Raw genomic sequence first — 22,628 nt, forward strand, 5'->3', positions numbered from 1 at the left:
AAGGTCCGGCCGGCTTATCCATCCCCGAGAGACATAAGAGGGGTTCACCATGGACTTTTACATCCTGGTTCAGCAATTGTTCAATGGCATCACGCTGGGGACGATCTACGGCCTGATCGCGGTCGGATACACCATGGTCTACGGCGTCATCCGGATGATCAACTTCGCCCATGGCGACGTCTATATGGTATCGGCCTATATCGCCGCCATCACGCTTGCCGTCCTTGGCTATTTCAGCGTTCAGTCGGTTCCCTTCGCCTTGATATCCGTGCTGGTGATCAGCTGCGCAATCACGGCCGTCTATGGCTGGGTGATCGAGCGCGTCGCCTATCGGCCGCTTCGCGGCTCGACCAAGCTTGCTCCGCTGATATCGGCCATCGGCATCTCGCTGATGCTGCAGAGCTACGTCCAGATCGCCCAGGGCGCGCGCGACCAGGGTGTGCCGACGCTTATCCAGGGGGCGTTTCGCATCGGTAACGATACCCACTTCGCGCAGATCACCTACATGCAGACGGTGATCCTGTTCGCATCGCTGATCGCCATGGGCATGCTGACCTATGTGATCAATTACACCAGGATCGGCCGCGAATGCCGCGCCACCCAGCAGAATATCCGGATCTCCGCGATACTCGGGGTCAATACCGACCGGATCATTTCGACGGTGTTCGTCATGGGCGCGGCCACTGCCGCCGTCGGCGGCACGCTCGTCACCTTCAATTACGGCTCCTTCAACTTCTTCATCGGCTTCGTCATGGGCATCAAGGCCTTCACGGCTGCGGTTCTCGGCGGGATCGGCTCGCTGCCCGGCGCCGTGCTCGGCGGTATCGTCCTCGGCCTGACCGAGGCGCTGTTCGCCGGCTATGTCAGCACCGACTACAAGGACGTCTTCGCCTTCGCATTACTCATCACCCTTCTGTTTTTCCGACCGTATGGCCTGCTTGGCCGGCCGGAAATCCAGAAAGTCTGAGGAGGAATAAGAAGCCATGGAATCCAACCGCTTTCGCACGCTCTTCAAGCAAGCGCTCCTCACTTTTACGGTCTCCCTTATCCTGTTCGGCCCGATCTCGGGGCTGGTGCTCGAGGGATTTTCGTTCACCAACGAACTGATGCGCGCGGTGTTGCTGGCGGCCGTCGTCACGGCAGGCCGATCGGCGCTCTCGCTGTTCCAGATGAGCAGTCTCGGCCGAAAACTCACCCGGCGCATGGCAGGCAACGGCGCCGGTGTGACCGTCATGACCGGCCAGGAAAGGTCGCCGCTGCTGGTTCTTTCCCTGTTGTTTCTCGCCGGATTGAGTCTGCCGTTTTTCGCCGACAAATACTTCCTGGGTATCGCGATCCTTGCCCTGATATACTGCCTGCTCGGCCTGGGGCTCAACATCGTCGTCGGGCTTGCTGGCCTGCTCGACCTTGGCTACGTCGCCTTCTACGCCGTGGGCGCCTATCTCCTGGCGCTCGGATCGCAATATCTCGGCATCGGGTTCTGGGGCGCGCTCATCCTTGCCCCATTCCTGGCCGGCCTCTTCGGCATGGTCCTCGCCTTCCCCGTTCTGAAGATGCATGGCGATTATCTTGCCATCGTGACGCTCGGATTCGGCGAGATCATTCGTCTGGTGCTGAACAACTGGCTGGAATTCACCGGCGGGCCGAACGGCGCTCCGGTTCCGGCACCCACCTTCCTCGGCCTCGAATTCACCCGTACCGCCAAACAGGGCGGCGTTCCCATTCATGAATATCTGGGCATCCCCTACAGCGCGGACTACCGGTTCTGGTTTCTCTATTTCGTGCTGTTTCTTGTCGTCTGCTTCGTCATCTACGCCGTGGAGCGGCTGCGCGTCATCCCTCTCGGCCGCATGTGGGAAGCACTGCGCGAAGACGAGATCGCCTGCCGTTCGCTCGGCGTCAATCACGTCTTCACAAAGCTCACGGCCTTCATGCTCGGCGCCTCCACGGGCGGCCTCGCCGGCGTCTTCTTCGCCGCGCAACAGGGCTTCGTGAACCCGACATCCTTCACCTTCTTCGAATCCGCCCTCATCCTGGCGATCGTCGTCCTTGGCGGTCTCGGATCGACCGCGGGCGTCATCTCGGCAGCGCTCGTTCTCACCATTCTTCCGGAACTTCTGCGTGAGTTCGCCGAATACCGCGTTCTGGTCTTCGGTATCCTGATGGTGGTGATGATGATCTGGAAACCGCGCGGCCTGGTTCGCATCAAGCGCCCGGCATTCTTTCCGAGCTCGATGAAAGAAGGCATCGGCGCCGAACTGTCCTTTGAGGGCAAGGCGGAGGCGGGACGATGAGCCCCATCCTCGAAGTGCAGAATGTCACCATGCGTTTCGGCGGCATCGTCGCCAACCGGGACGTCAGCTTCTCGGTCGAACGCGGCGCGGTCACCGCCCTGATCGGTCCCAACGGCGCCGGCAAGACGACGATGTTCAACTGCATCACCGGATTCTATCGCTCCAGCGAAGGCCGCATCATGCTGAACGGACGCGATGGTCCAACGGATATCGGCCAATTGGTGACGAAACCGATGACCGGCGGCTCGCATCTCGTGACGCGCGCCGGGATTGCCAGGACGTTCCAGAACATCCGCCTGTTCAAGGAAATGTCGGTCATTGAGAACCTTCTGATCGCCCAACACCTCGCCACCCGCAACAACATCCTCAGTGGCGTTTTCCGGACCCGGGCGTTCCGCAAGGCCGAGGCAGAGGCTGTCGACCGGGCCTATTACTGGCTGGGGCAGATGAAGCTTGCCGACGACGCCAACCGCCTGGCCGGCGAACTGCCCTACGGCCGGCAGCGTCGCGTCGAGATCGCCCGCGCCATGTGCACAGGCCCGAGCCTCATATGCCTCGACGAACCGGCCGCCGGCCTCAACCCCTCCGAAACGCTGGATCTGGCCGAGGTCATCCAACGGCTCTGTGCCGATCACAAGCAGACGGTTCTCGTCATCGAGCACGACATGGGTCTCGTCATGCGCATTTCGAACCACATCGTCGTGCTCGATCATGGCGAGGTGATCTCCGACGGCACACCTGAGCATGTCGCCAACGATCCGGCCGTCGTCGCCGCCTATCTCGGTGTCAGCGAAGAAGAGGTACCAGCATGAGCCAGTCGTCCGACACGCGGGTACCGCTTCTCGAATTCGCCGGCGTTCATGCCCATTACGGCCCGGTAGAAGCGCTGAAGGCGGTAAACGTCCATATCTCAGCCGGTGAGATCGTCAGCCTGATCGGCGCAAACGGTGCCGGCAAGACCACGCTGCTTTCCTCCATCTTCGGGGCGCCGCGCGCCTCATCCGGCAAAATACTGCATCGTGGCGAAGACATCTCCCAGATGCCGACCAGCAGGATTTCCCGGCGCGGCATAGCGCTCGTTCCGGAAGGCCGCCAGATCTACCAGGAGATGTCGGTCGAAGAGAATATGATGATGGGCACGACGCCGATCGGCATGGCCCGCTTCGAAGAAGACCGGAACACCATGTTCGAGCTCTTCCCACGCCTCAAGGAGCGCCGAAATCAGACCGCCGGCACCATGTCCGGCGGCGAACAGCAGATGCTTGCCATCGCCCGCGCCATGATGGCGCGGCCGGAGCTGATCCTGTTCGATGAACCGTCGCTCGGCTTGGCGCCGCTGATCGTCAAGCGCGTTTTCGAAGTTTTGCGGGAGATTGCTGCGATGGGCAAAACGATATTTCTCGTCGAGCAGAACGCCAACCATGCGCTGAAGCTTTCGCAGCGCGCCTATGTCATGGTCAATGGTCGTATCCACCTCTCCGGCGACAGCGCCGCCCTCCTCGACAACCAAGAAGTACGCAAAGCCTATCTCGGACTGCACTGAACAAGGGCTTGCAGCCGGCATGGTCAATCGGCCGACGGCTGGCGTCGATTTAGCGCGGATGCCCTCCGGAGGTTTTACCCCGAAGAACGGTCATCTGCTCCTGCTGCACTTCATTTTCATCGTTCAAAACGGCGCGCCAAAGCCTATTGCCGAGCCGAAGCGACACCCGTTTCGTCCCCTCGTGTTCAGCAGTCCCGATTTCCACGGAGCTGACGACAGAGCCATGGCGCATGTGGCGGCGAAGATCGGCCAGCGACAAGCCGAATCGTTTCGCCAGCTCCGCTGATTCCAGGATAAAATCGCCATTTGAATCGCGCTCGATCAGCACCGACTTTTTCTCCAGCTACGTTCCACGCTCACCGCTCAGGCCACCGCCGGAACCGTATTATCCTCCTTTGGCAGCAGCCGCGCCACTGCGCTCAGGAGATCCGTTTGCGATATCAGGCCAAGGATCCGGTAATCGTCGTCGACAATGATGACGGCATGCGTGCGCCCGTCCGTCAGAACGGGCAACAGCGACAGAGCAGGATCCGAAGGTCTGGCCACCGCCGGCCTCGGGATCGCATGCGCGATGGTCTCGGTGCTCATCGACAATTCCCGCAAGCCGACAGCGCCGACGAGACGGCCCTCCGGGTCCTTCACCGGCAAGGTGCGGATATTATGCTTCAGGAGAAGATGCCGTGCGGTATCCGGTTCCGAAGCTTCGCCAATGGCGATCACGTCACGCGACATGATATCGGCACAGCTGATCTTGCCGTTTGAGCGGATGGCCGCTTGCAGCTCGACCTGCTGCAACAGCCGGCCGAGGTCTGCCCGGTCGATATCGAAGGTTTCGTCGAGCGCTTCGAGGGCCGCATCGACATCCTCCTCGCGAAAACCCACCCGCACGGCCGATGGCAGGTCGATCGTCTGATGGGTGTTCTCCGCCGGTCTCGGAACAACGTGCGGATAATTTCGCTTGGAGAGCTTGTGGAACAACAGGCCAAGGCCGACGAGAATGCAGGAGTTCAAAGCAACGGGCACGAAGGGAAAGAGAAATCCCCAGCCGGCAACGACAGGACCGCCGAGCACGGCGGTCAGTGCGGCGGCTCCGCCTGGTGGATGCAGGCAGCGCGTGAAGGACATCGCGCCGATGGCAAGCGAAACGCCGACGCCGGTCGCGATGATCGGATCGCGAATGAAGTATGCGGCAATAATCCCCATCAGGGCGGAAATCGTATTGCCGCCGATGATCGACCATGGCTGCGCCAGCGGGCTTGCAGGCACCGCGAAAAGAAGCACCGCGGACGCCCCCACCGGCGCGACGATCAGGGGAAGATGCGGCCCCTGGCCGAACAGATAGCCGCTGATGACGCCGGTGAGACCAATGGCCAGCAAGGCGCCGAGACATCCAATCAATCGCTCTCGTAAGGTCGCACCGGCCAGAATAGGTGAAAACAAACGGAAGCGGCGGAAGCGGCTCGGTCCCACCTTCGGGGAAACGGGATACTGCATGACAAGACCAATTTTAAGCGAGGATTATCTGGCGGCGAAGGAGGAAGACGTTCAGGCTAGTTTGTTGCCAGCCTGATATCTCTGCCCTTTGTCGCGCTGAGGACTTCGTGGAATGCGTTGAACGCGCTTGGGCGATCATTCCTGCGGTAGACGAGCAGCGTATCCACAGGCCCCAATTGATGGGTCTGGACAGGCGTCGGCCAGTGCATGAGATCAAGGACGGATCGCGGCATGACGCCTGCCGTGTTGCCGGTCGCAACGCTCGCCAGGATCGCGTGGTAGGAACCGAGCTCGCTCGTCGGCAGGGCGCTCGATTTGCGCGCCCAGTTTTCAGCGATCCTGCGATAGGTGCAGCCGGGTTCCAGAGCAGCGAGTGATCCGACACGCAGGTCGGCGGCGGATTTGATGGAGGGATGCCCGGACGGCAACACGATCAACAGGTCTTCGACGAAGACCGGCTCCGTTTCGAGCGCCTTGAGTTCGGCATCGAAGCTTGAGTCTTCCTCGCGCATCGTCTTCGGTGGACGGGCAATCAACGCGCAATCCAGGACATTGGAGAGAACGTCGCGGGTCAGATCGCGGGACGCCCCCATCGTCAGATGAAGCGACACCTCCGGCCACATCTGATTGAATTGCGTCAGCGCCGCCGGCAGCCTGCTTGCTGCCGTGCTCTCCATGGTGCCGACCCGCAATGTCCCCGATGGGGCGAGAGGCCGCACGGCCTGGCGCGCTTCGAGCGCAAGCGCCTTAAGCCGGTTGGCATAGACGAGGAACGTCTCGCCCTCGCGTGTCAACGTCATCTTCTTGCCGTCACGGCTGAAGAGGGAAACGCCGAGGTCCTCCTCCAATTGCTGGACGCGCGTCGTCACATTCGACGGCACCCGCCCTACGGCCTTGGCAGCCTTGGTAACACTGCGGTCGCTGGCAACGGCGAGGAATATCTCGATCGATGAAAGGTCCAATGAAAGGATCTCGTTTCCGGAATTAAGACGATAGATAATTCTCTATATAAAAATCATTGCCTCAGCTCAAGCCGGTTTCGGCATCGGATGAAAAACATGAGCCCAAGCAGACGAGCGATTGCCGAAAAAAGGGTCGCGACGCCGAGGAAATAGCCATGCAGGCCGCGACATTGCCTCTGACGGATGACGTTTTGAGAGTTTGAGGCTGGCATGAGGTTTGCATCCGCAAGGCTATCTGCGGATCGATCGGCGACGACCCTATGTTGCAACTTGTCTTGACCTGTCTTCTTCTGAGCGTCGCTTCAGGCTTGAGCATGCGCCGTTTTCTAATGCCGTATTTCCCAGGCGGCGATCTCGCCGAGAAATCTGCTCCTGTGACAATCGTCGCAAGCGCCGTCTTTCTGGCGGCAATCGCTTTCACTGTCTCCGATCAGAATCTCTGGGCAAAATCCGTCATCCTGATGCTCGGCCTTGCGCTGGCAGCCATGTTCGACGATGCGAGACCCAGGCTGATGATCGCTCTCTCCGCCGTCAGTCTGGCAGCCTACCTCGGGCTGCGTTCGATCGGCTGAGCATCCAACCATCACGCAAACAGATCAGTGGCGATTGAACACCGCAGCTTATCGCCGGTACCCAATCGATGCGATTGCATCCACCGACGAAAATCATTCGTCAACAGAGCCACATCTTACAACCTGAAACATCTCCCGACGGGGGACAAGGAAGACTTCGCGCAATACGAGAAAATGATCTCTATTGAAGAATATTCTTTCACTGTTATTCTGTATTATAGAACATTTACCGAAGGCACACTGGGATCGCAGCAAGCAGAAATCGGACCCCTCGCGATCGGTGTCTCTCGACTCCAGGAAATCGAGACCATCGATCCCGGGACCTGATCGTGACCGATGCCGAAATCCGGTTTCGTAACGACAGCGGCTCTAGTGCCGCGCGGATGTTCGAGTTGCGCTGACGATGAGGAGGCGAGTGGCGATCATGGACAGCGACCCGGCAGGAAAAATCTGGTCGGAATGGTATGCGTGGCATCCTGTCTTGCCGATCGATGACTCAGTGTTCTGGCTCGAGACCGTATACCGACGGGAAAGCCCGGAAGGTCTCTGGCAATATCGTTCGTTCCGGCCCGAATGTGAACGCCGGCAGACTCTGATCGACATACCGGTCTGTCCCGGCGCTTAGAGCAATTCCAGGAAAAGTGCGCAGCGGTTTTCCGTCCGGAATTGCGTAAAAACAAAAGGATAGAGCGGTTCTACGCTTCCGTTAAAAGCTGAACCGCTCTAGAACCCGACAAGATCGCCAGGTAGGCTTGTGTCAACCGAGTGCCTGGCTGACGAGCGCATAGGTTCTCGGCTCATGCGCCGGCTGATACCCCGGAACCGGAAGCCAAGGGCCGCCGAGCGACATGGTCGTTACGATGTCGTAAACGGGAAGACCGCAACGAGAGAGGAAATCGGAAAAGATCCCGCCCTGCTCGCGTGTGTCGAGGCGCAGGAACGCTCCTGCATGCTCGGCCGCATGCGGGCGAACCACAGCGATTGCGTCCGCGTCACTGCGCGCCACAATAGGACCGATGACATGGCCACGCCCGAACCGCCGGCAAAGCGAGAAAGCCTCGATCCTGCCGGCGCGGGTCAACACGATGCCTTTGGAATTTGCCATCAGCCGGGCCAAGAGCAGCTTGCGATCGGTGCCGAAGGCCACGCAGTCCAATTCGGCGATCGCTTCCAGATCGCCAGCCTCCACTGCCCGTATCACCGCACCGGACGGCAGCTCCACATTCGGCGGCGAGATCGCTTCGCCCTGGCATTGAAAGACGAGCGCCTCGCGAACAAAGTTCAGGGAACGATAGAGACGTCGCGCTGCACGCGTCGCATTCAGCCCGAGGTTGCGCCCGGCGACCTGCTCCAGCGCGTGGCCCATGAGCCATTGCCCGGCGCCATTGGTTTGAAGACGCGGCGAGGTGATGACCATACCGATCGTGGCAAATTGGGCATCGTAGGGAAACCACATCGCAGAGCCCAGGATGCGGCCGATTTCATCGATCGCCACGATGCCCTGGCCGAATTCCCGCAAGAACTGCCAGTCTTCGCCACGATGCGGCCAGGCGACGGTCATCGACAGCGCATGCAACTTGTCGAGGGCAACGCTGTCGATCCCGGCAATGTGCGTCTCGAAACTATCGACGAACCTGGATTCGGATGTCAGTTCACTCACTCCCACCCCCCTGCCGCATTTTTCTGGCCAAGCCGGCGTCCGGAAACTTCTCTGCCCAGACTAGAACAGATCGTTCGATACAATTCACTGGTAAGGCCGGCGCAAACACAACAATCGACCAAATCCGCTGCGCTTTCGGCAAATAAAGCCTGGACCGTTCTCTAAAGTCATTGACTAGGCCCGACCGGCCTCAGTCGCCGTTCACCGTGAGAACCTGGAATGTCGCCTTCCGTCAGCCCAGTTGCAAGCACCTCGAAGATCCCCGCACTGTGAGGAGTGCCATGCAGGCAATTGAAATTCTCGAAAGGCTCGTTGGCTTCCCCTCCGTCGTCGGCACGCCGAACGGTGAGATCGTGGCGTGGATCCGGCACTATCTGCAAAGCCACGGCGCTGTCGTCACGGAGCTTCCCGGCCCGGAGGGAGGCCGGTCGAACCTTTTCGCCACCATCGGCCCGAGGGAAACGCCGGGCTATATCCTCTCAGGCCATATGGACGTGGTCCCCGCCGCCGAGGGCGGCTGGACCAGCGATCCGTTCCGCCTGCGGGCCGAAGCGGACCGCCTCTACGGTCGCGGCGCCACCGACATGAAGGGCTTCCTGGCCGCCGTTCTCGCCGCCGTCCCAGCGCTTGCTGCCATGCCACTTCGCCAGCCCGTCCACCTTGCCTTTTCCTATGACGAGGAGGCCGGCTGCCGCGGCGTGCCGCACATGATCGCCCGCCTGCCGGAGCTCTGTGCAGCCCCGCTTGGCGCGATCATCGGCGAGCCGAGCGGCATGCGGGCGATCCGCGCCCACAAGGGCAAGGCCGCCGCCCGGCTGACGGTCAGGGGCCGGTCCGGCCATTCCTCGCGTCCGGACCAAGGACTGAACGCAATCCATGCCATCACCGATGTTCTGGCTCGCGCTCGCGCCGAAGCCGAACGGCTCGCCTCCGGCCCGTTCGAGCATGTTTTCGAACCGCCCTACTCCTCCCTTCAGGTCGGCACGCTGAAGGGCGGCCAGGCGGTCAACATCATTCCCGACAGTTGCGAGGCAGAGTTCGAAGCGCGGGCTATTTCCGGCGTCGATCCGATCACGCTGCTGGCGCCGCTGCGAGCATCGGCCGAGGCGCTGTCGCCGCTCGGCTTCCAGGTGGAATGGCGCGAACTCAGCGCCTATCCGGCGCTTTCGCTTGCCGCCGATGCGCCACTTGCGGCGCTGCTTGGCGAACTGACCGGCATCGAGCCGCTCGCCGCGGTCAGCTACGGCACGGAGGCCGGGCTTTTCCAGCGCGCCGGCATCGATGCGATCATCTGCGGCCCCGGCGACATCGGCCGCGCCCACAAGCCGGACGAATTCATCCTCACCGGCGAACTGCTCGCCTGCCAGGCGATGGTCGAGGCGCTTGGCCGCCGCTGCGCCTGATGACATCGAGATCAAGGAGCCGACGCGATGACCTTTCTCTTCAATTCCGATGCGAAGCGCGGCGCCATCTTCGCCGAAGCCTTCGCGCGCGAACTGCCCGACATTGCTTTCTCCATGGATCCCAAGTCAGTCGAAGCCGAGGCCGTGCGCTACCTGATCACCTGGACGGTGCCGGATAATCTCGCGCGCTACCGCAATCTCGAAATCCTCTTTTCGATCGGCGCGGGTATCGACCAGTTCCGCATCGATGCCGTGCCGGCATCGGTCAAGGTCGTGCGCATGGTCGAGGACGGCATCACCAGGATGATGCAGGAATATGTGACGCTGGCCGTACTTGCGCTCCATCGCGACCTGCCGACCTATCTCGACCAGCAGCGGCGCCGGACCTGGCAGACGATCGCGCCGGTACAGGCCTCCGAACGCCGCATCGGTGTGCTCGGGCTCGGCATGCTTGGAAGCGCGGTGCTCGAACGTCTGCAGCCCTTCGGCTTTCCGCTTTCGGGCTGGAGCCGCAGCCCGCGCGAGATCGACGGCATCCGATGCCTGAGCGGCCGCGACGGCCTCGATATTCTTATTGCAACCACCGACATTCTTGTCTGCCTGCTGCCGCTGACGGATGAGACGCGCGGTTTCCTGAATGGCGAGCTCTTCGCCGGACTGCCGGCCGGCGCTGCGCTCGTCCATGTCGGCCGCGGCGCTCAGCTCGATCATCAGGCGCTCGTCGACGCGCTCGACGCCGGACATCTCTCAGGCGCCGTCGTCGACGTCACCGATCCGGAACCGCTGCCTGAGGACCACGCCTTCTGGAGCCATCCGAAGATCCTGCTGACGCCGCACATTGCGAGCGTCACCCAAGCTGAGACCGCCGCGGCGGCCGTGATCGGCAACATCAAGCGGCACCAGGCGGGTCTCGATCCGATTGGATTGATCGATCGCAGCCGCGGCTACTGAGTTCTCAACCTAGGAAAGCAAAATCATGTCCCTCCTCAAGACGATCGACACCAACCCGACCTTCGCGCCGCGCGAGTCCGGTCCACTCCCAGAACGGCTGATCTCGGGCAATCCGGCCTTCAAGACCTGGGCGCAGGACGTCGCCCGCGGCGAGACGGTTCATAGCGGCGTGTGGGAGGCGACACCCGGCGAGACGCGCTCGATCAAGGGCGAGACGTTCGAGTTCTGCCACATCCTTTCCGGCCTGATCGAACTCACGCCGGAAGGCGGCGAACCGGTGGTCTACAAGGCCGGCGACAGCTTCGTCATGAAGCCGGGCTTCGTTGGCGTCTGGAAGACAATCGAGACGGTGCGCAAGATCTACGTCACCGTGACGTGACGCCGTAGTTTTGACTGCGGCGGCGGCGAAAACGCAATTTTTCGCCGCTGCGGCATCACCGGTCGACGCATGCTGCTCGCGTTCTCCAGTTAGGCTTGCCTCAGCCCCATCCCGAGGACATGCGATGACACTCAGCTTCGATCCGAACACGATATCCCTGCCCGTCGGGCATTTCATCGGCGGCCGGCTGGTTCCGGCCGAGGCTGTCATCGACATGCATCGCCCATCCGACGGCAAGGCCTATGCCGGCTGTCCGCTGGCCGACGAAGCCCTTGTCGATCACGCCGTCGAAACAGCCAGGACCGCATTGAAGACAAGCAATTGGGGCGGCATGCGGCCGCGCGAGCGCACTGTGGCGCTGCAGCGCTGGGCAGACCTGATCGAAGCCGAGGCGCAGACCCTCGCCAGGCTCGAGGCGCTCTCCTCGACACGGCCCATCGGTCATCTCGTCGCCGGCGACATCGCCGTCACCGCCGAGCAGATCCGCTTCTTTGCCGAGTTCGCCGACAAGGAAGGCGGCGACCTCGTCCCGACCGACGATGCGAACTTCGGCATGATCATGACGGAACCCTATGGCGTCGTCGGCGCCATCACACCCTGGAATTTCCCCTTGTCCATGGCCGGCTGGAAGCTCGGTCCGGCGCTGGCGGCAGGCAATGCGGTGGTGTTGAAGCCGTCGGAAATGACGCCGTTTTCGACGCTCTATCTCGCCGAACTTTCGGTGCGCGCCGGCCTGCCGGCCGGTCTCGTCAACATCGTGCTTGGCGACGGCCCGACCACAGGAAATGCGATCACCGGACATGCCGGCATCTCCAAGGTCAGCTTCACCGGTTCGACTGCGGCCGGCGCGGCAATCATGACGAACATCGCCCGCACCGGCGTCAAGCCGATGACGCTGGAACTCGGCGGTAAAAGCCCGCAACTGGTCTTCGCCGATGCCGATCTTAAGCTTGCGGCGGGCGCAATCGCCGGCAGCATTCTCTCCAACGCCGGTCAGGCCTGCGTTTGCGGATCGCGCCTGATCGTCGAGGCTGAGGTGGCGGACGCGCTCGCGGCCGCACTTGTCGAGAGGCTGGCCGCCATTCGCCCCGGCCCGACCTGGGATGAAGCAACCGATTATTCGCCCGTCATCTCCGAACGCCAGATCGCCCGCATGGACGGTATCATCCGCGCCGCCATCGACGGTGGCGCCGAGTGCCTCACAGGTGGCCGCCGCCTTGACCGCGAAGGCTATTTCTACGCACCGACCCTGATTTCCGGGGTGACGGCAACGTCGCCGGCGGTTCTGGAAGAAATCTTCGGACCGGTGCTGACCATGCAGACCTTCGAGGACGAGGAGGAAGCGCTGGGGCTCGCCGACCATCCGGCCTATGGGCTCGCCGCCGGCCTCTTCACCCGCGATCTCTCGCGTGCCATCCGCGTGACCCGCCGCCTTCAGGCCGGCACCGTTTGGGTCAACCGCTACGGCCGCTCACGCGACCATATCCTGCCGACCGGCGGCTACAAGCAGTCCGGCATCGGCAAGGATCTCGGCCGCGAAGCCTATCTCGCCAACCGCAAGAGCAAGAGTGTGCTCATCAGCCTGTGAGGACCTGCGATGAAAACCTACAAGATCGCCCTTCTGCCCGGAGACGGCATCGGCCGCGACGTGACGGCAGCAGCCTGGGCCGTGCTCGAAAAGGCAGCTAGCCTGAACGGATTTTCTCTGGATGCAACCAGCTATCCCTGGTCCTGCGACTACTATCTGGAGAACGGCAGCATGATGCCCGCCGACGGCATCGAAACGCTCCGGTCCTTCGATGCCATCCTGCTCGGCGCCGTCGGCTGGCCTCGCAAAGTGCCGGATTCCGTGTCGCTGCATGGGCTTTTGCTGCCGATCCGCAAGGCTTTCGTACAATATGCCAATATCCGCCCGCACCGGCTGCTGCCGGGTGTGCAGGGGCCGTTAAGGGCTGACGGCTTCGACATCCTCTGCATTCGCGAAAACACCGAGGGCGAATATTCCGGCGCCGGTGGTCGCGTCCACCAGGGCACCGATAATGAAGTGGCTGTGGAGACCTCGATCTTCACCCGCACGGGGGTCGAACGCATCCTCCGTTTCGGCTTCGAGCAGGCGCGGACACGACGCGGCAAGCTTGCTTCGGTGACGAAGTCCAACGCGCAGAAATATTCAATGGTCTTCTGGGACGAGATCACCCAGAGGCTCTCCGCCGAATATTCCGATGTCGAGGTGACCAGCTACCACATCGACGCCATGGCCGCCCGCATGGTCATGGCGCCCGACAGTCTCGACGTCGTGGTCGCCTCCAACCTGTTCGGCGACATCCTGACCGACCTCGGCGCTGCCATCCAGGGCGGGCTCGGCTTTGCAGCCTCCGCCAATATCAATCCCGATCGTTCGGCGCCATCGATGTTCGAACCGGTCCACGGCTCCGCGCCCGATATCGCTCATCTCGGCATCGCCAATCCGATCGCCGCCATCTGGTCGGGCGCGATGATGCTCGAGCATTTGGGAGAAGCGGCTGCCGCCGCAAGGGTGATGGCCGCAATCGAGGCGACGACGGCACGCGGCATCGGCGCAATCCCCGGCAAGGACAAGACCGACGCGATCACCGCATCGGTGCTTTCGGCACTCGGCTGATCAATGGAGAACAGAATGAACGGATTAAGGGATAGCGGCCTGTTTCGTGAGCAAGGGCTAATCGACGGAGAATGGCGCGGGGCCGCAGCCGGACGCGCGATCGAGGTGATCGACCCGGCGACGCAGCATATGCTGGGCACAGTGCCCGACATGGACGGAGCCGATACGAGGGCGGCAATCGCCGCAGCGGAAGAGGCCTTTGGTCCATGGCGCGCAAAGACCAATGCCGAGCGCGGCGCATTGCTGGAGGCCTGGCATGATCTGATGCTCGACAATATCGAGGATCTGGCGCTGATCCTCACCCGCGAGCAGGGCAAGCCACTGACGGAATCGCGCGGCGAAATCCGCTATGGCGCCTCGTTCATCAAATGGTTTTCCGAGGAGGCGCGCCGGATCGGTGGAACGACCATTCCGTCACCGACGACCGACCGGCGGATCGTCGTTCTGAAGGAGCCCGTCGGCGTGTCGGCGATCATCACGCCGTGGAATTTTCCGAATGCGATGATCACCCGCAAGGTCGGGCCGGCGCTCGCCGCCGGCTGCACCGTCGTCATCAAGCCATCCGACCTCACCCCTTATTCGGCGCTGGCGCTCGGAGTCTTGGCGGAGCGCGCCGGCATCCCGAAGGGCGTGATCAATATCGTCACCGGCATGCCGGCCGGCATCGGCGACGAACTGATGGCGAACCAGACCGTCCGCAAGATCTCTTTCACCGGCTCGACCCGCGTCGGCTCGCTGCTGATGCGTGGCGCGGCCGACAGCGTCAAGCGGCTTAGCCTCGAACTCGGCGGCAACGCGCCGTTCATCGTCTTCGACGACGCCGATCTCGATCTTGCCGTGGAAGGCGCAATCGCATCGAAATTCCGCAATGGCGGGCAGACCTGCGTCTGCGCCAACCGCCTTCTCGTCCAGTCCGGCGTCTACGAGGCCTTTGCCGCCAAACTTTCCGCACGCGTATCGGCCATGAAGGTCGGGGCCGGCACGGATGCCGGCACGGATATCGGGCCGATGATCAACAAGGCAGCGATCGAGAAGATCAAGCGTCACGTCGACGATGCGGTGGAAAAAGGAGCGAGGATCCTCGCCACCGCGGGTTCAGTGCCTGAAGGCGATCAATATGCGGTGCCGATGGTGCTCGGCGGCGCGACGACCGAGATGCAGCTTGCCAGCGAAGAGACCTTCGGACCCGTTGCCCCACTTTTCCGTTTCGACAACGAGGAAGAGGCGATCCGCATCGCCAACGCCACGCCCTTCGGCCTTGCGGCCTATTTCTACACCGAGAGCCTGAAACGCTCCTGGCGGGTCGCCGAAGCGCTCGAATTCGGGATGCTCGGCCTGAACACGGGCGCCATTTCAACCGAGGTCGCCCCCTTTGGCGGCGTCAAGCAGTCCGGCCTCGGCCGTGAAGGCGCCCAATGCGGCATCGACGAATATCTGGAAATGAAGAGCTTCCATATCGGCGGGCTCAACTGACCAGCGGCAAGAGCAAAAGAAAATGGGCGCCGTGGACTCATCCTCGGCGCCCTTTTTCGTAGTCGCTGATGCTTTACTGGAAGCGGTCGAGCGTCTTGTAGTAAAGCCCGACCAGCGGCAGGAACCACGGTTTGCCGAAGTGGCCGGGGACGGCCGGCCAGTCGAGACCCTTGATCGGGTTACGGTCGGCCTTCCCCAGGATGGCGTCGGCCATGATCATGCCGAGATGGGTGGAGAGCTGGGCGCCGTGGCCGGAATAGCCCATGGCATACCAGACACCATCGACATAGCCGGCGCGCGGATAGCGGTCCTTGGTCATGTCGACCAGCCCGCCCCAGCAATAGTCGATTTCAACGCCGGCAAGCTGCGGGAAGATTTCAGCCAGGCTGGCGCGCAGAATGTCGCCGCTCCTTGCGTCCGAGCGCTGATCGGACGTGGCGGAAAACCGGGCGCGACCGCCGAAGATCAGCCGCTTGTCGGGCGACAGCCGGAAATAATTGCCGATGTTCATCGACGTGACGCAGGTGCGGTTACCCGGCATCGTAGCGGCGATTTCGGCGTCGGTCAGCGGACGGGTGGCGATCAGGAAGCTGCCGACGGAAACGATCCGGCGGCGGAAATAATTAAAGAGTGACGGCGTGTAGGCGCCTGTCGCGACCAGCACGTGGTCTGCGGTGACGGTGCCGCGTGCGGTCGTAAGGCTGTGGCGACCATTGCCCTGCCGGTGCGCGGTCACCGCCGTCCTTTCAAAGATGACGGCGCCATGGCGGGCGGCCGCAGTGGCGAGCCCGGCGACATAACGGCCCATATGCATCATTGCACTCTTCTTCGAGAGCATGGCGCCATGGAAAGGCGAGCCGACCTCGCTTTTCAGGTCACTCTCCGTCAGAAGTGCAGTGTCCGGATCGACCTCTCTGTGAACAGCCTCGAAATTGCGGGCAATGGCATCGAAATGCTGCGGCTTGGAAGCGAGCTTCAGCTTGCCGGCGCGGCGGAAATTGCAGTCGATTCCCTCTTCGGCGATGATCGCCTCGATCGTGTCGATGGAATCGTCGAACGCTTTGTAGAGGGCGACGGCTCGCTCCACGCCGAGTGCGGATTTGGCGGAGAGGAAACTGTGGGCAAGCCCGTTGTTAAGGTGGCCGCCATTGCGTCCCGACGCTCCCCAGCCGACCCGTTCGGCCTCCAGCACGACGACCTTGACGCCGGTCTTTGCAAGCTGGCGCGCCGCGGCAAGCCCGGTAAAGCCGGCGCCGATGACGGCAACGTCGTAATGTCCTTCGACGGGGCCTTGTGCGCCGCCGGCAAAGGTCGGTGCCGTGTCGTGCCAGTAGGATTCGAACTGCATCCGCGTGTCTCCGTCAGAGCCCGACGACGCCAGGCAGGCCCGAGATGTCAGGAATTTCGACATAACCGTAATAAGGGTTGGCAGGCTCATGGCCGCGATTGACCCAAACCTTGTTCTTGATGCCGAGATCGTGGGCCGACATCAGGTCGTAGCGGAAGGAGGACGAGCAATGCAGCACGTCTTCCGGCCCGCAGCCCAGCATATCGAGCATATATTCAAAGCCCTTGAAGCGTGGCTTATAGGACTGCGCCTGCTCGGCGGTATAGACCGCATGGAAGGGCGCGCCCAGTTTTTCGACGTTCGACATGATCTGCGAATTCATGGCGTTGGAGAGGATGACCAAGGGGATTTCCTTGGCGACCTTGGCAAGACCGGCCGGGACATCTGAATGCGGCCCCCAGGTCGGAACCCGCTCATAGATCATTCGGGCGGCTTCGTCGCGAAATGTTACGCCGTTGCGCTTGCATGTCCGCTCGAGCGAATTGTGCACGACCTCGGCATAGGGCTTCCAGTCACCCAGGATCTCGTCGAGCCGATAGGCGGCAAAATTCTTGATGAACTCCGCCATGCGCCGCTCGTCGAGCTCTTTGCCGTAGAGGTCGCGCGCCGCTTCCGCCATTTGAAAGTTGGTCAGCGTGCCGTAGCAGTCGAAGGTGATGTATTTCGGACGGAACGTCGTCATCTGCGTATCCTTGAGCGATCGGAACTGGGGACGTGTCACAATCATAGGCACCGCTTCACCGACAGCTCGCCTGAATTGGCTGCATCGGAAGCAGAATCTATCGTATCGAAAGCAGGGTTTGGCAGAAGGTTGCGCACTTGCCCGCGGTCAACGGCCGGCGGAGTGATGCCTTCAATCGCCGTCGTGATCGTGATCGTGATGCGACGGAAGGTCGAGGCCGAAGGTGTTGACGAGATCGGCCACCTGCGCCGGACTGAGGAAACGGGGATTGAGGTTGCGCAACAGCAGATAGAGCTTCGCCGTTTCCTCCAGTTCCTCGGTCGCAAAGACCGCCGCCTCCAGGCTGTCGCCGGCGACAACAGGTCCGTGATTGGCCAGGAGCACCGACGAATACTTGCCCGCCAGCCCGCGGATGGCATCGGCCACCGCCGGATCGCCCGGACGATAATAGGGCACCAGCGCGGTTTCGCCGGCCCGCATGAGATAATATGGCGTCATCGGCGGCAGGGCGGCACGCGGATCGATCTCCGGCAGCATGGTCAACGCCACTGCGTGGGTGGAGTGAAGATGGACGATGGCGCGGGCGCTGCCGCGCGTATCGTAAAGGGCGGTGTGCAGCGGAATTTCCTTGGTCGGCTTGTCGCCGGACAGGAGCCGGCCTTCGGCATCGAGCCTGGAGATCCGTGCCGGGTCGAGAAAGCCGAGCGAGGCGTTGGTCGGCGTGACCAGCCAGCCGCCATCCTCCAGCCGCAACGATATGTTGCCCGACGAACCGGGCGTCAGCCCGCGCTCGAACAGCGAGCGGCCGTATCGGCAGATTTCCTCACGCAGGCGCGCGTCGGACATGACAGTTCCTCCAATATTACGCGGTTGCCCCTTCGATCAGTTCAAAGCCGAGATCGACGGCCTGCGGCGGCGCGTTGGCGACGACCAACTGCGCGGCTATCTGCCCCGTCGCCACGCGCGGCGTTCGGATGGTCGACAAGGGTTGCGGTATTGCCCGGCCGATATCGAGGCCGTTATAGCCGAAAATGGCGAGCTTCGAGGGGATCGCGATCCCCTCGGCCAGACAGTGAAAATAGCCGCCCAGCGCCATGTCGTCGTTGGAGAAATAAACCGCATCGAGATCGCTCGTCCGGGCAAGCAGCCGCTCCAGCCCCAACCTGCCGTTTTCCACGGACGAGGCGCCTTCGAGAATTTCGCGGGCGACGAGCGGGGCGTCATGCGCATCGAGCGTTTCGCAAAAGCTGGAAAACCGCTTGCCGGCACGGGTATCGCGCTTCAGGTCGTGACCGACATAGCCGATCCGGCGATAACCCCGCTTGAGCAGGAAGGCAGCGCTCTCCCGCCCGGCCGCGCGGTTCGAGAAGCCGACCGCGATATCGAGAGCATCGCCGTCCAGATCGAGCAGCTCGACGACCCGGCACCCGCTGGCGCGCAGCATCTTGACCGTGCCCTCGGTGTGCTCGAACCCCGCCAGCATGACCGCCGCCGGCCGCCAGGCAAGCATCGCGGCGGCGAGCGCTTCCTCCTTGCCCGGATCATAATCGGTCACGGAGAATACCGCCTGATACCGGTTTTCCTCCAGAACGGCGCTGGCACCGCGCAGCACATCGGGAAAGACGATGTTGGACAGCGAGGGAATGACGAAGGCGACAAGACGCGAACCGGTGGAGGCCAGCGTTCCCGCGATCCGGTTCGGCACATAGCCCAGCCGCTCGACGGCGGCCATCACCCGCTCGCGCGTCTTGCCGGAAAACGAACCGTGGTTGCGCAGCACGCGCGACACCGTGCTCTCGCCAACACCGGCCGCTTCCGCGACCTCGGCAAGCGTTACCGTCGGTTGATGTTTGAATTCCATCGTTACGTTTGAACCCGACTGTTGAGGTGGTTGCCCGGCCTGCCCGCCCGATGACCACCGCGTTGCCACCATTTTTCACCGCTCCCGCCAAGAAGCAAGGTTTTTTTGGCAGCGCTACCAATTTGGTGTTGGCAGCGCTGCCAAAATGGATTAATGAAAATGGCAGCGCTGCCAAAAAGTGGCTCGGCGTGCCGCGGGAGGATCAACAGGAGACCGCGGCAACAATCGGAGGAGAAAATCATGACGCTGCAGACGCAGGCGCCAGTCGTTGGCGCACATCCCGCCCAGACGCTCGAAGACCGTGCTTATGGCAAGGTATTCTGGCGCATCGTACCCTTTTTGATGCTGTGCTACGTGGTCGCCTATCTCGACCGCGTCAATGTCGGCTTCGCCAAGCTGCAGATGTCGAGCGAGCTCGGCCTCTCGGAAGCCGCCTACGGCATCGGCGCCGGCATTTTCTTCATCGGTTATTTTCTGTTTGAAGTGCCGAGCAACATCATCATGAACAAGGTTGGCGCACGGGTTTGGATCGCCCGCATCATGCTCACCTGGGGCATCATTTCCGCCGCCTTCATGTTCACCTCGTCGGAAACCGTCTTCTATGTCCTGCGTTTCCTGCTGGGGGTTGCCGAAGCCGGATTTTTCCCCGGCATCATTCTCTATCTGACCGCATGGTATCCGGCCCATCGCCGCGCCAGGATCATCACCACCTTCATGTCGGCGATCCCGATATCCGCCATTTTCGGCAATCCGCTTTCGGGTCTCCTGATGGACAGCTTTCACGGCACACACGGACTTTCCGGCTGGCAGTGGATGTTCCTGATCGAAGCCATTCCAGCCATTCTTTTCGGCGTTGCGACGTTCTTCTACCTTGATGATACGATCCAGGGCGCGAAATGGCTGAACGATGAGGAAAAAGGCGTGCTGACGGCCAATATCGAGGCGGAGAACCGGGCCAAGACGGCAAGCCCGCACAGCATCGGCGCAACGCTGACCGACCGTCGCGTCTGGCTGATGTGCTTGATCTATTTCTGCTTCGTGCTCGGGCAATATGGCCTGAATTTCTGGATGCCGACCATCGTCAAGGCCTCGGGCGTCAGCGGAAACCTCAATATCGGCCTGATTTCCGCGATCCCCTATATCTGCACATTCGTTGCCATGCTGGCGCTCGGACGTTCCGCCGACAGGCTGCGCGAACGCCGCTGGCACCTCGTCGTCCCGGCCCTTATCGCCGCCGGTGGTTTCGTCGCGGCGACGATGGCGACGAGCACGACCGTCTCGATTGTCTGCCTCTCGCTGGCTGCTGCTGGCGCCATCAGTTGCGCGCCGCTGTTCTGGTCGCTTCCGACGGCTTTTCTCGCCGGCACCGGCGCTGCGGCCGGCATTGCCTGGATCAACTCGGTCGGTAACCTCGCCGGGTTTCTCGGGCCATTTCTGGTAGGCTATCTCAAAGACTTCACCGGCACCAACAGCGCCGGCATGTATCTGCTGGCGGCTGCGTTGGTCATTGGTTCGCTGGCCGTGTTGACGGTTCCTGCGAAAAGCGTCAATCGCTAAACCACAGCCCCTCCGGGATGGTACCCGGAGGAGCGCAGACCTTTCCTCACAAGACTGGAGAACCTCCTCATGTCACCGCTTGCTGAAAACTCGGGCTCGGCCGTTGTCGCAGCCGTCATCGGTCTTGGTTCCATGGGGCTTGGAATGGCCCAGTCGATGAAGCGCGCAGGACTCGACGTCGTTGGATATGACATCACGCCGGCGGCAGTGGACCGCTTCGTCGCCGATGGCGGACGTGGCGCGGCGACCCCTGCCGCTGCGGCAAAAGACGCCGACATCGTCGTCTCCGTGGTCGTCAACGGCGCGCAGACCGAGGCCGTGCTGTTCGGGCCTCAAGGCGTCGCGCGTACGATGAAGCCCGGTGCCGTCTTCATCTCCTCGGCCACCATGGATCCCGCCGTCGCACGAGATCTGGCGCAGCGGGTGGAAGCTCTCGGCCTGCATTATCTCGACGCGCCGATTTCGGGCGGCGCGGCCAAGGCGGCGCATGGCGAACTGACGATCATGGCATCCGGTTCCAGGCAGGCCTTCGACACGGCGCGCCCGGGTCTCGACGCCATGGCCGCCAAGGTCTACGAGCTTGGCGACGAGGCCGGAAAAGGCGCGGCCTTCAAGATGATCAACCAGCTTCTCGCCGGCGTGCACATCGCGGCCGCCTGTGAAGCCATAACCTTTGCCGCCAAGCAGGGCCTCGACCTCGACAAGGTCTATGAGGTGATCACCGCTTCGGCCGGCAATTCCTGGATGTTCGAAAACCGCGTGCCGCATGTGCTGGCCGGAGACTATACTCCGCTCAGCAGCATCGAGATTTTCGTCAAGGATCTCGGTATCGTCCAAGACATGGCCCGCTCCGAGCGTTATCCCGTACCGCTCGCGGCAGCCGCCTTGCAGATGTATCTGGCCGCCTCCGGGGCGGGCATGGGCCGTGACGACGATTCCTCGCTCGCGCGGCTCTACGCCAAGCTTTCCGGCGCTGAATTGCCCAGCTCCACCAAAGAGCCGCAGAGCCTGTAAAAGGAACGCTAGACATGCCGGTTTTCGCCGCCAACCTGACGATGATGTTCAACGAATGGGCGTTCCTCGATCGCTTCGACGCCGCAGCCGAGGCTGGCTTTGCCGCCGTCGAATACCTCTTTCCCTACGAAGCTACGCCCGAGGCAATCGCCGAACGGCTTGCTCGCAACGATCTGCAGCAGGCCTTGTTCAACCTGCCGCCGGGCGACTGGGCAGCAGGCAAACGTGGCATCGCGGCTCTTCCCGGGCGGTTCGATGCGCTGAAAGCGGATGTCGAGCGGGCACTGGACTATGCGGCGGCGACGGGCGTCAGACGATTGCACTTGATGGCGGGCATCGCCGACCCTCATGACGAAGACGCCGCCTCCTGTTACCGGCGCTCCGTCACCTATGCTGCCGGGCGGCTTGCGGAAAAGGGCATCGATCTCCTGCTCGAGCCGATCAACGGCCGAAACATGCCAGGGTATTTCCTCAACGACTTCGGCGCCGCCGAGCGGCTGATCGCCGAATGCGGTCTGCCGAACCTGAAGCTCCAGTTCGACATCTATCACCGTCAGATCATCCATGGCGACGTCACTATGGCGTTGCGACGTCTGCTGTCGATCACCGGCCATATCCAGATCGCCAGCGTGCCGTCACGCAACGAACCGGACGGGGAGGAGCTGAACTTTGCCTATCTGTTCGGCGAAATCGACCGCCTGGGTTATGACGGTTTCGTCGGCTGCGAATACATCCCGCGCGGCCACACATTGGACGGTCTTGGCTGGTTCAAACCTTTTGCACGGAGCTAGACG

At 62.1% G+C, this 22,628-nt stretch carries 23 protein-coding genes; 15 read left to right on the forward strand and 8 right to left on the reverse strand.

All coding sequences use genetic code 11. From position 1 onward, the window contains the following. Positions 1 to 49: 49 nt before the first annotated feature. From ELH03_RS26360 to ELH03_RS26375, 4 genes are read left to right on the forward strand one after another with little or no spacing between them, the layout of a single operon-like run. Positions 50 to 967, forward strand: coding sequence for an ABC transporter permease subunit (locus ELH03_RS26360; protein WP_130766923.1), 918 nt, complete (start codon positions 50 to 52; stop codon positions 965 to 967). Between the two features lie 16 nt (positions 968 to 983). Continuing rightward, on the forward strand, positions 984 to 2,294 hold the full coding sequence (livM, locus tag ELH03_RS26365) for a high-affinity branched-chain amino acid ABC transporter permease LivM (RefSeq protein WP_130766924.1): 1,311 nt from the start codon (positions 984 to 986) through the stop codon (positions 2,292 to 2,294). Next, complete coding sequence (locus ELH03_RS26370; RefSeq protein ID WP_130766925.1) at positions 2,291 to 3,106, forward strand: ABC transporter ATP-binding protein; 816 nt, start codon at positions 2,291 to 2,293, stop codon at positions 3,104 to 3,106. Before livM ends, ELH03_RS26370 begins: the two co-directional genes overlap by 4 nt. Next, positions 3,103 to 3,837 carry an ABC transporter ATP-binding protein gene (locus ELH03_RS26375; protein ID WP_130766926.1) on the forward strand — a complete coding sequence of 245 codons (735 nt, stop codon included), beginning with the start codon at positions 3,103 to 3,105 and terminating at the stop codon, positions 3,835 to 3,837. The genes ELH03_RS26370 and ELH03_RS26375 overlap by 4 nt, the downstream gene beginning before the upstream one ends. A gap of 49 nt (positions 3,838 to 3,886) precedes the next feature. Here the strand turns inward: ELH03_RS26375 and ELH03_RS26380 are convergent, their stop codons facing one another. From ELH03_RS26380 to ELH03_RS26390, 3 genes are read right to left on the reverse strand one after another with little or no spacing between them, the layout of a single operon-like run. Beyond that, complete coding sequence (locus ELH03_RS26380) at positions 3,887 to 4,165, reverse strand: DUF6522 family protein (protein WP_128405083.1); 279 nt, start codon at positions 4,163 to 4,165, stop codon at positions 3,887 to 3,889. A 35-nt stretch (positions 4,166 to 4,200) separates the two neighbouring features. Beyond that, positions 4,201 to 5,331 carry an HPP family protein gene (locus ELH03_RS26385; RefSeq protein ID WP_130766927.1) on the reverse strand — a complete coding sequence of 377 codons (1,131 nt, stop codon included), beginning with the start codon at positions 5,329 to 5,331 and terminating at the stop codon, positions 4,201 to 4,203. 56 nt (positions 5,332 to 5,387) lie between these two features. Continuing rightward, positions 5,388 to 6,293: a LysR family transcriptional regulator gene (locus tag ELH03_RS26390; RefSeq protein ID WP_128409729.1), complete on the reverse strand. Its 906-nt coding sequence runs from the start codon at positions 6,291 to 6,293 to the stop codon at positions 5,388 to 5,390. Positions 6,294 to 6,553: 260 nt separating this feature from the next. Here ELH03_RS26390 and ELH03_RS26395 point away from each other — a divergent pair, with 260 nt between their 5' ends. Continuing rightward, entirely contained in the window at positions 6,554 to 6,865 is a 312-nt protein-coding gene (locus ELH03_RS26395) for a hypothetical protein (RefSeq protein ID WP_128409730.1), read from the forward strand. Positions 6,866 to 7,289: 424 nt separating this feature from the next. Continuing rightward, entirely contained in the window at positions 7,290 to 7,490 is a 201-nt protein-coding gene (locus tag ELH03_RS38075) for a hypothetical protein (protein WP_130766962.1), read from the forward strand. Between the two features lie 132 nt (positions 7,491 to 7,622). Here the strand turns inward: ELH03_RS38075 and ELH03_RS26405 are convergent, their stop codons facing one another. Then, a complete protein-coding gene (locus ELH03_RS26405) occupies positions 7,623 to 8,525 on the reverse strand; it encodes a GNAT family N-acetyltransferase (RefSeq protein ID WP_128409731.1) in 903 nt (300 codons plus the stop codon). A gap of 281 nt (positions 8,526 to 8,806) precedes the next feature. Here ELH03_RS26405 and argE point away from each other — a divergent pair, with 281 nt between their 5' ends. From argE to ELH03_RS26435, 6 genes are all read left to right on the forward strand, one after another. Continuing rightward, positions 8,807 to 9,928 (forward strand): acetylornithine deacetylase, encoded by a 1,122-nt coding sequence (gene argE, locus ELH03_RS26410; RefSeq protein WP_128405079.1) that lies wholly within the window; start codon positions 8,807 to 8,809, stop codon positions 9,926 to 9,928. Between the two features lie 27 nt (positions 9,929 to 9,955). Continuing rightward, positions 9,956 to 10,879, forward strand: coding sequence for a 2-hydroxyacid dehydrogenase (locus ELH03_RS26415; protein WP_128405078.1), 924 nt, complete (start codon positions 9,956 to 9,958; stop codon positions 10,877 to 10,879). A 25-nt stretch (positions 10,880 to 10,904) separates the two neighbouring features. Next, a complete protein-coding gene (locus ELH03_RS26420) occupies positions 10,905 to 11,258 on the forward strand; it encodes a cupin domain-containing protein (RefSeq protein ID WP_011649389.1) in 354 nt (117 codons plus the stop codon). A gap of 124 nt (positions 11,259 to 11,382) precedes the next feature. Then, positions 11,383 to 12,846 carry an aldehyde dehydrogenase family protein gene (locus ELH03_RS26425; protein WP_128405077.1) on the forward strand — a complete coding sequence of 488 codons (1,464 nt, stop codon included), beginning with the start codon at positions 11,383 to 11,385 and terminating at the stop codon, positions 12,844 to 12,846. A gap of 9 nt (positions 12,847 to 12,855) precedes the next feature. Then, positions 12,856 to 13,899 carry a tartrate dehydrogenase gene (locus ELH03_RS26430; RefSeq protein WP_128405076.1) on the forward strand — a complete coding sequence of 348 codons (1,044 nt, stop codon included), beginning with the start codon at positions 12,856 to 12,858 and terminating at the stop codon, positions 13,897 to 13,899. Between the two features lie 15 nt (positions 13,900 to 13,914). Next, positions 13,915 to 15,372 carry an NAD-dependent succinate-semialdehyde dehydrogenase gene (locus tag ELH03_RS26435; protein ID WP_128409735.1) on the forward strand — a complete coding sequence of 486 codons (1,458 nt, stop codon included), beginning with the start codon at positions 13,915 to 13,917 and terminating at the stop codon, positions 15,370 to 15,372. 73 nt (positions 15,373 to 15,445) lie between these two features. Here the strand turns inward: ELH03_RS26435 and ELH03_RS26440 are convergent, their stop codons facing one another. The 4 genes from ELH03_RS26440 to ELH03_RS26455 all read right to left on the reverse strand — a co-directional run bounded on the left by ELH03_RS26440 (position 15,446) and on the right by ELH03_RS26455 (position 19,263). Continuing rightward, the gene (locus tag ELH03_RS26440) at positions 15,446 to 16,720 is read right to left on the reverse strand and encodes an NAD(P)/FAD-dependent oxidoreductase (protein WP_128405074.1); all 1,275 of its coding nucleotides are present in this window, start codon (positions 16,718 to 16,720) and stop codon (positions 15,446 to 15,448) included. 13 nt (positions 16,721 to 16,733) lie between these two features. After that, on the reverse strand, positions 16,734 to 17,402 hold the full coding sequence (locus ELH03_RS26445; RefSeq protein ID WP_128405073.1) for a haloacid dehalogenase type II: 669 nt from the start codon (positions 17,400 to 17,402) through the stop codon (positions 16,734 to 16,736). Between the two features lie 171 nt (positions 17,403 to 17,573). Continuing rightward, positions 17,574 to 18,248: a 3-oxo-tetronate 4-phosphate decarboxylase gene (otnC, locus tag ELH03_RS26450; RefSeq protein ID WP_017956779.1), complete on the reverse strand. Its 675-nt coding sequence runs from the start codon at positions 18,246 to 18,248 to the stop codon at positions 17,574 to 17,576. 16 nt (positions 18,249 to 18,264) lie between these two features. Then, complete coding sequence (locus tag ELH03_RS26455) at positions 18,265 to 19,263, reverse strand: LacI family DNA-binding transcriptional regulator (RefSeq protein ID WP_128405072.1); 999 nt, start codon at positions 19,261 to 19,263, stop codon at positions 18,265 to 18,267. A 240-nt stretch (positions 19,264 to 19,503) separates the two neighbouring features. Between ELH03_RS26455 and ELH03_RS26460 the strand changes: the two genes are divergently transcribed. From ELH03_RS26460 to otnI, 3 genes are all read left to right on the forward strand, one after another. Then, the gene (locus ELH03_RS26460) at positions 19,504 to 20,820 is read left to right on the forward strand and encodes an MFS transporter (protein ID WP_130766928.1); all 1,317 of its coding nucleotides are present in this window, start codon (positions 19,504 to 19,506) and stop codon (positions 20,818 to 20,820) included. A gap of 69 nt (positions 20,821 to 20,889) precedes the next feature. Continuing rightward, entirely contained in the window at positions 20,890 to 21,834 is a 945-nt protein-coding gene (gene ltnD / locus ELH03_RS26465) for an L-threonate dehydrogenase (protein WP_130766929.1), read from the forward strand. 14 nt (positions 21,835 to 21,848) lie between these two features. After that, complete coding sequence (otnI, locus tag ELH03_RS26470) at positions 21,849 to 22,625, forward strand: 2-oxo-tetronate isomerase (RefSeq protein ID WP_128405069.1); 777 nt, start codon at positions 21,849 to 21,851, stop codon at positions 22,623 to 22,625. The last annotated feature ends 3 nt before the right edge of the window (positions 22,626 to 22,628 follow it).

Origin of the sequence: Rhizobium beringeri (assembly GCF_004306515.1) — a bacterium.
Lineage (GTDB): Bacteria > Pseudomonadota > Alphaproteobacteria > Rhizobiales > Rhizobiaceae > Rhizobium > Rhizobium beringeri.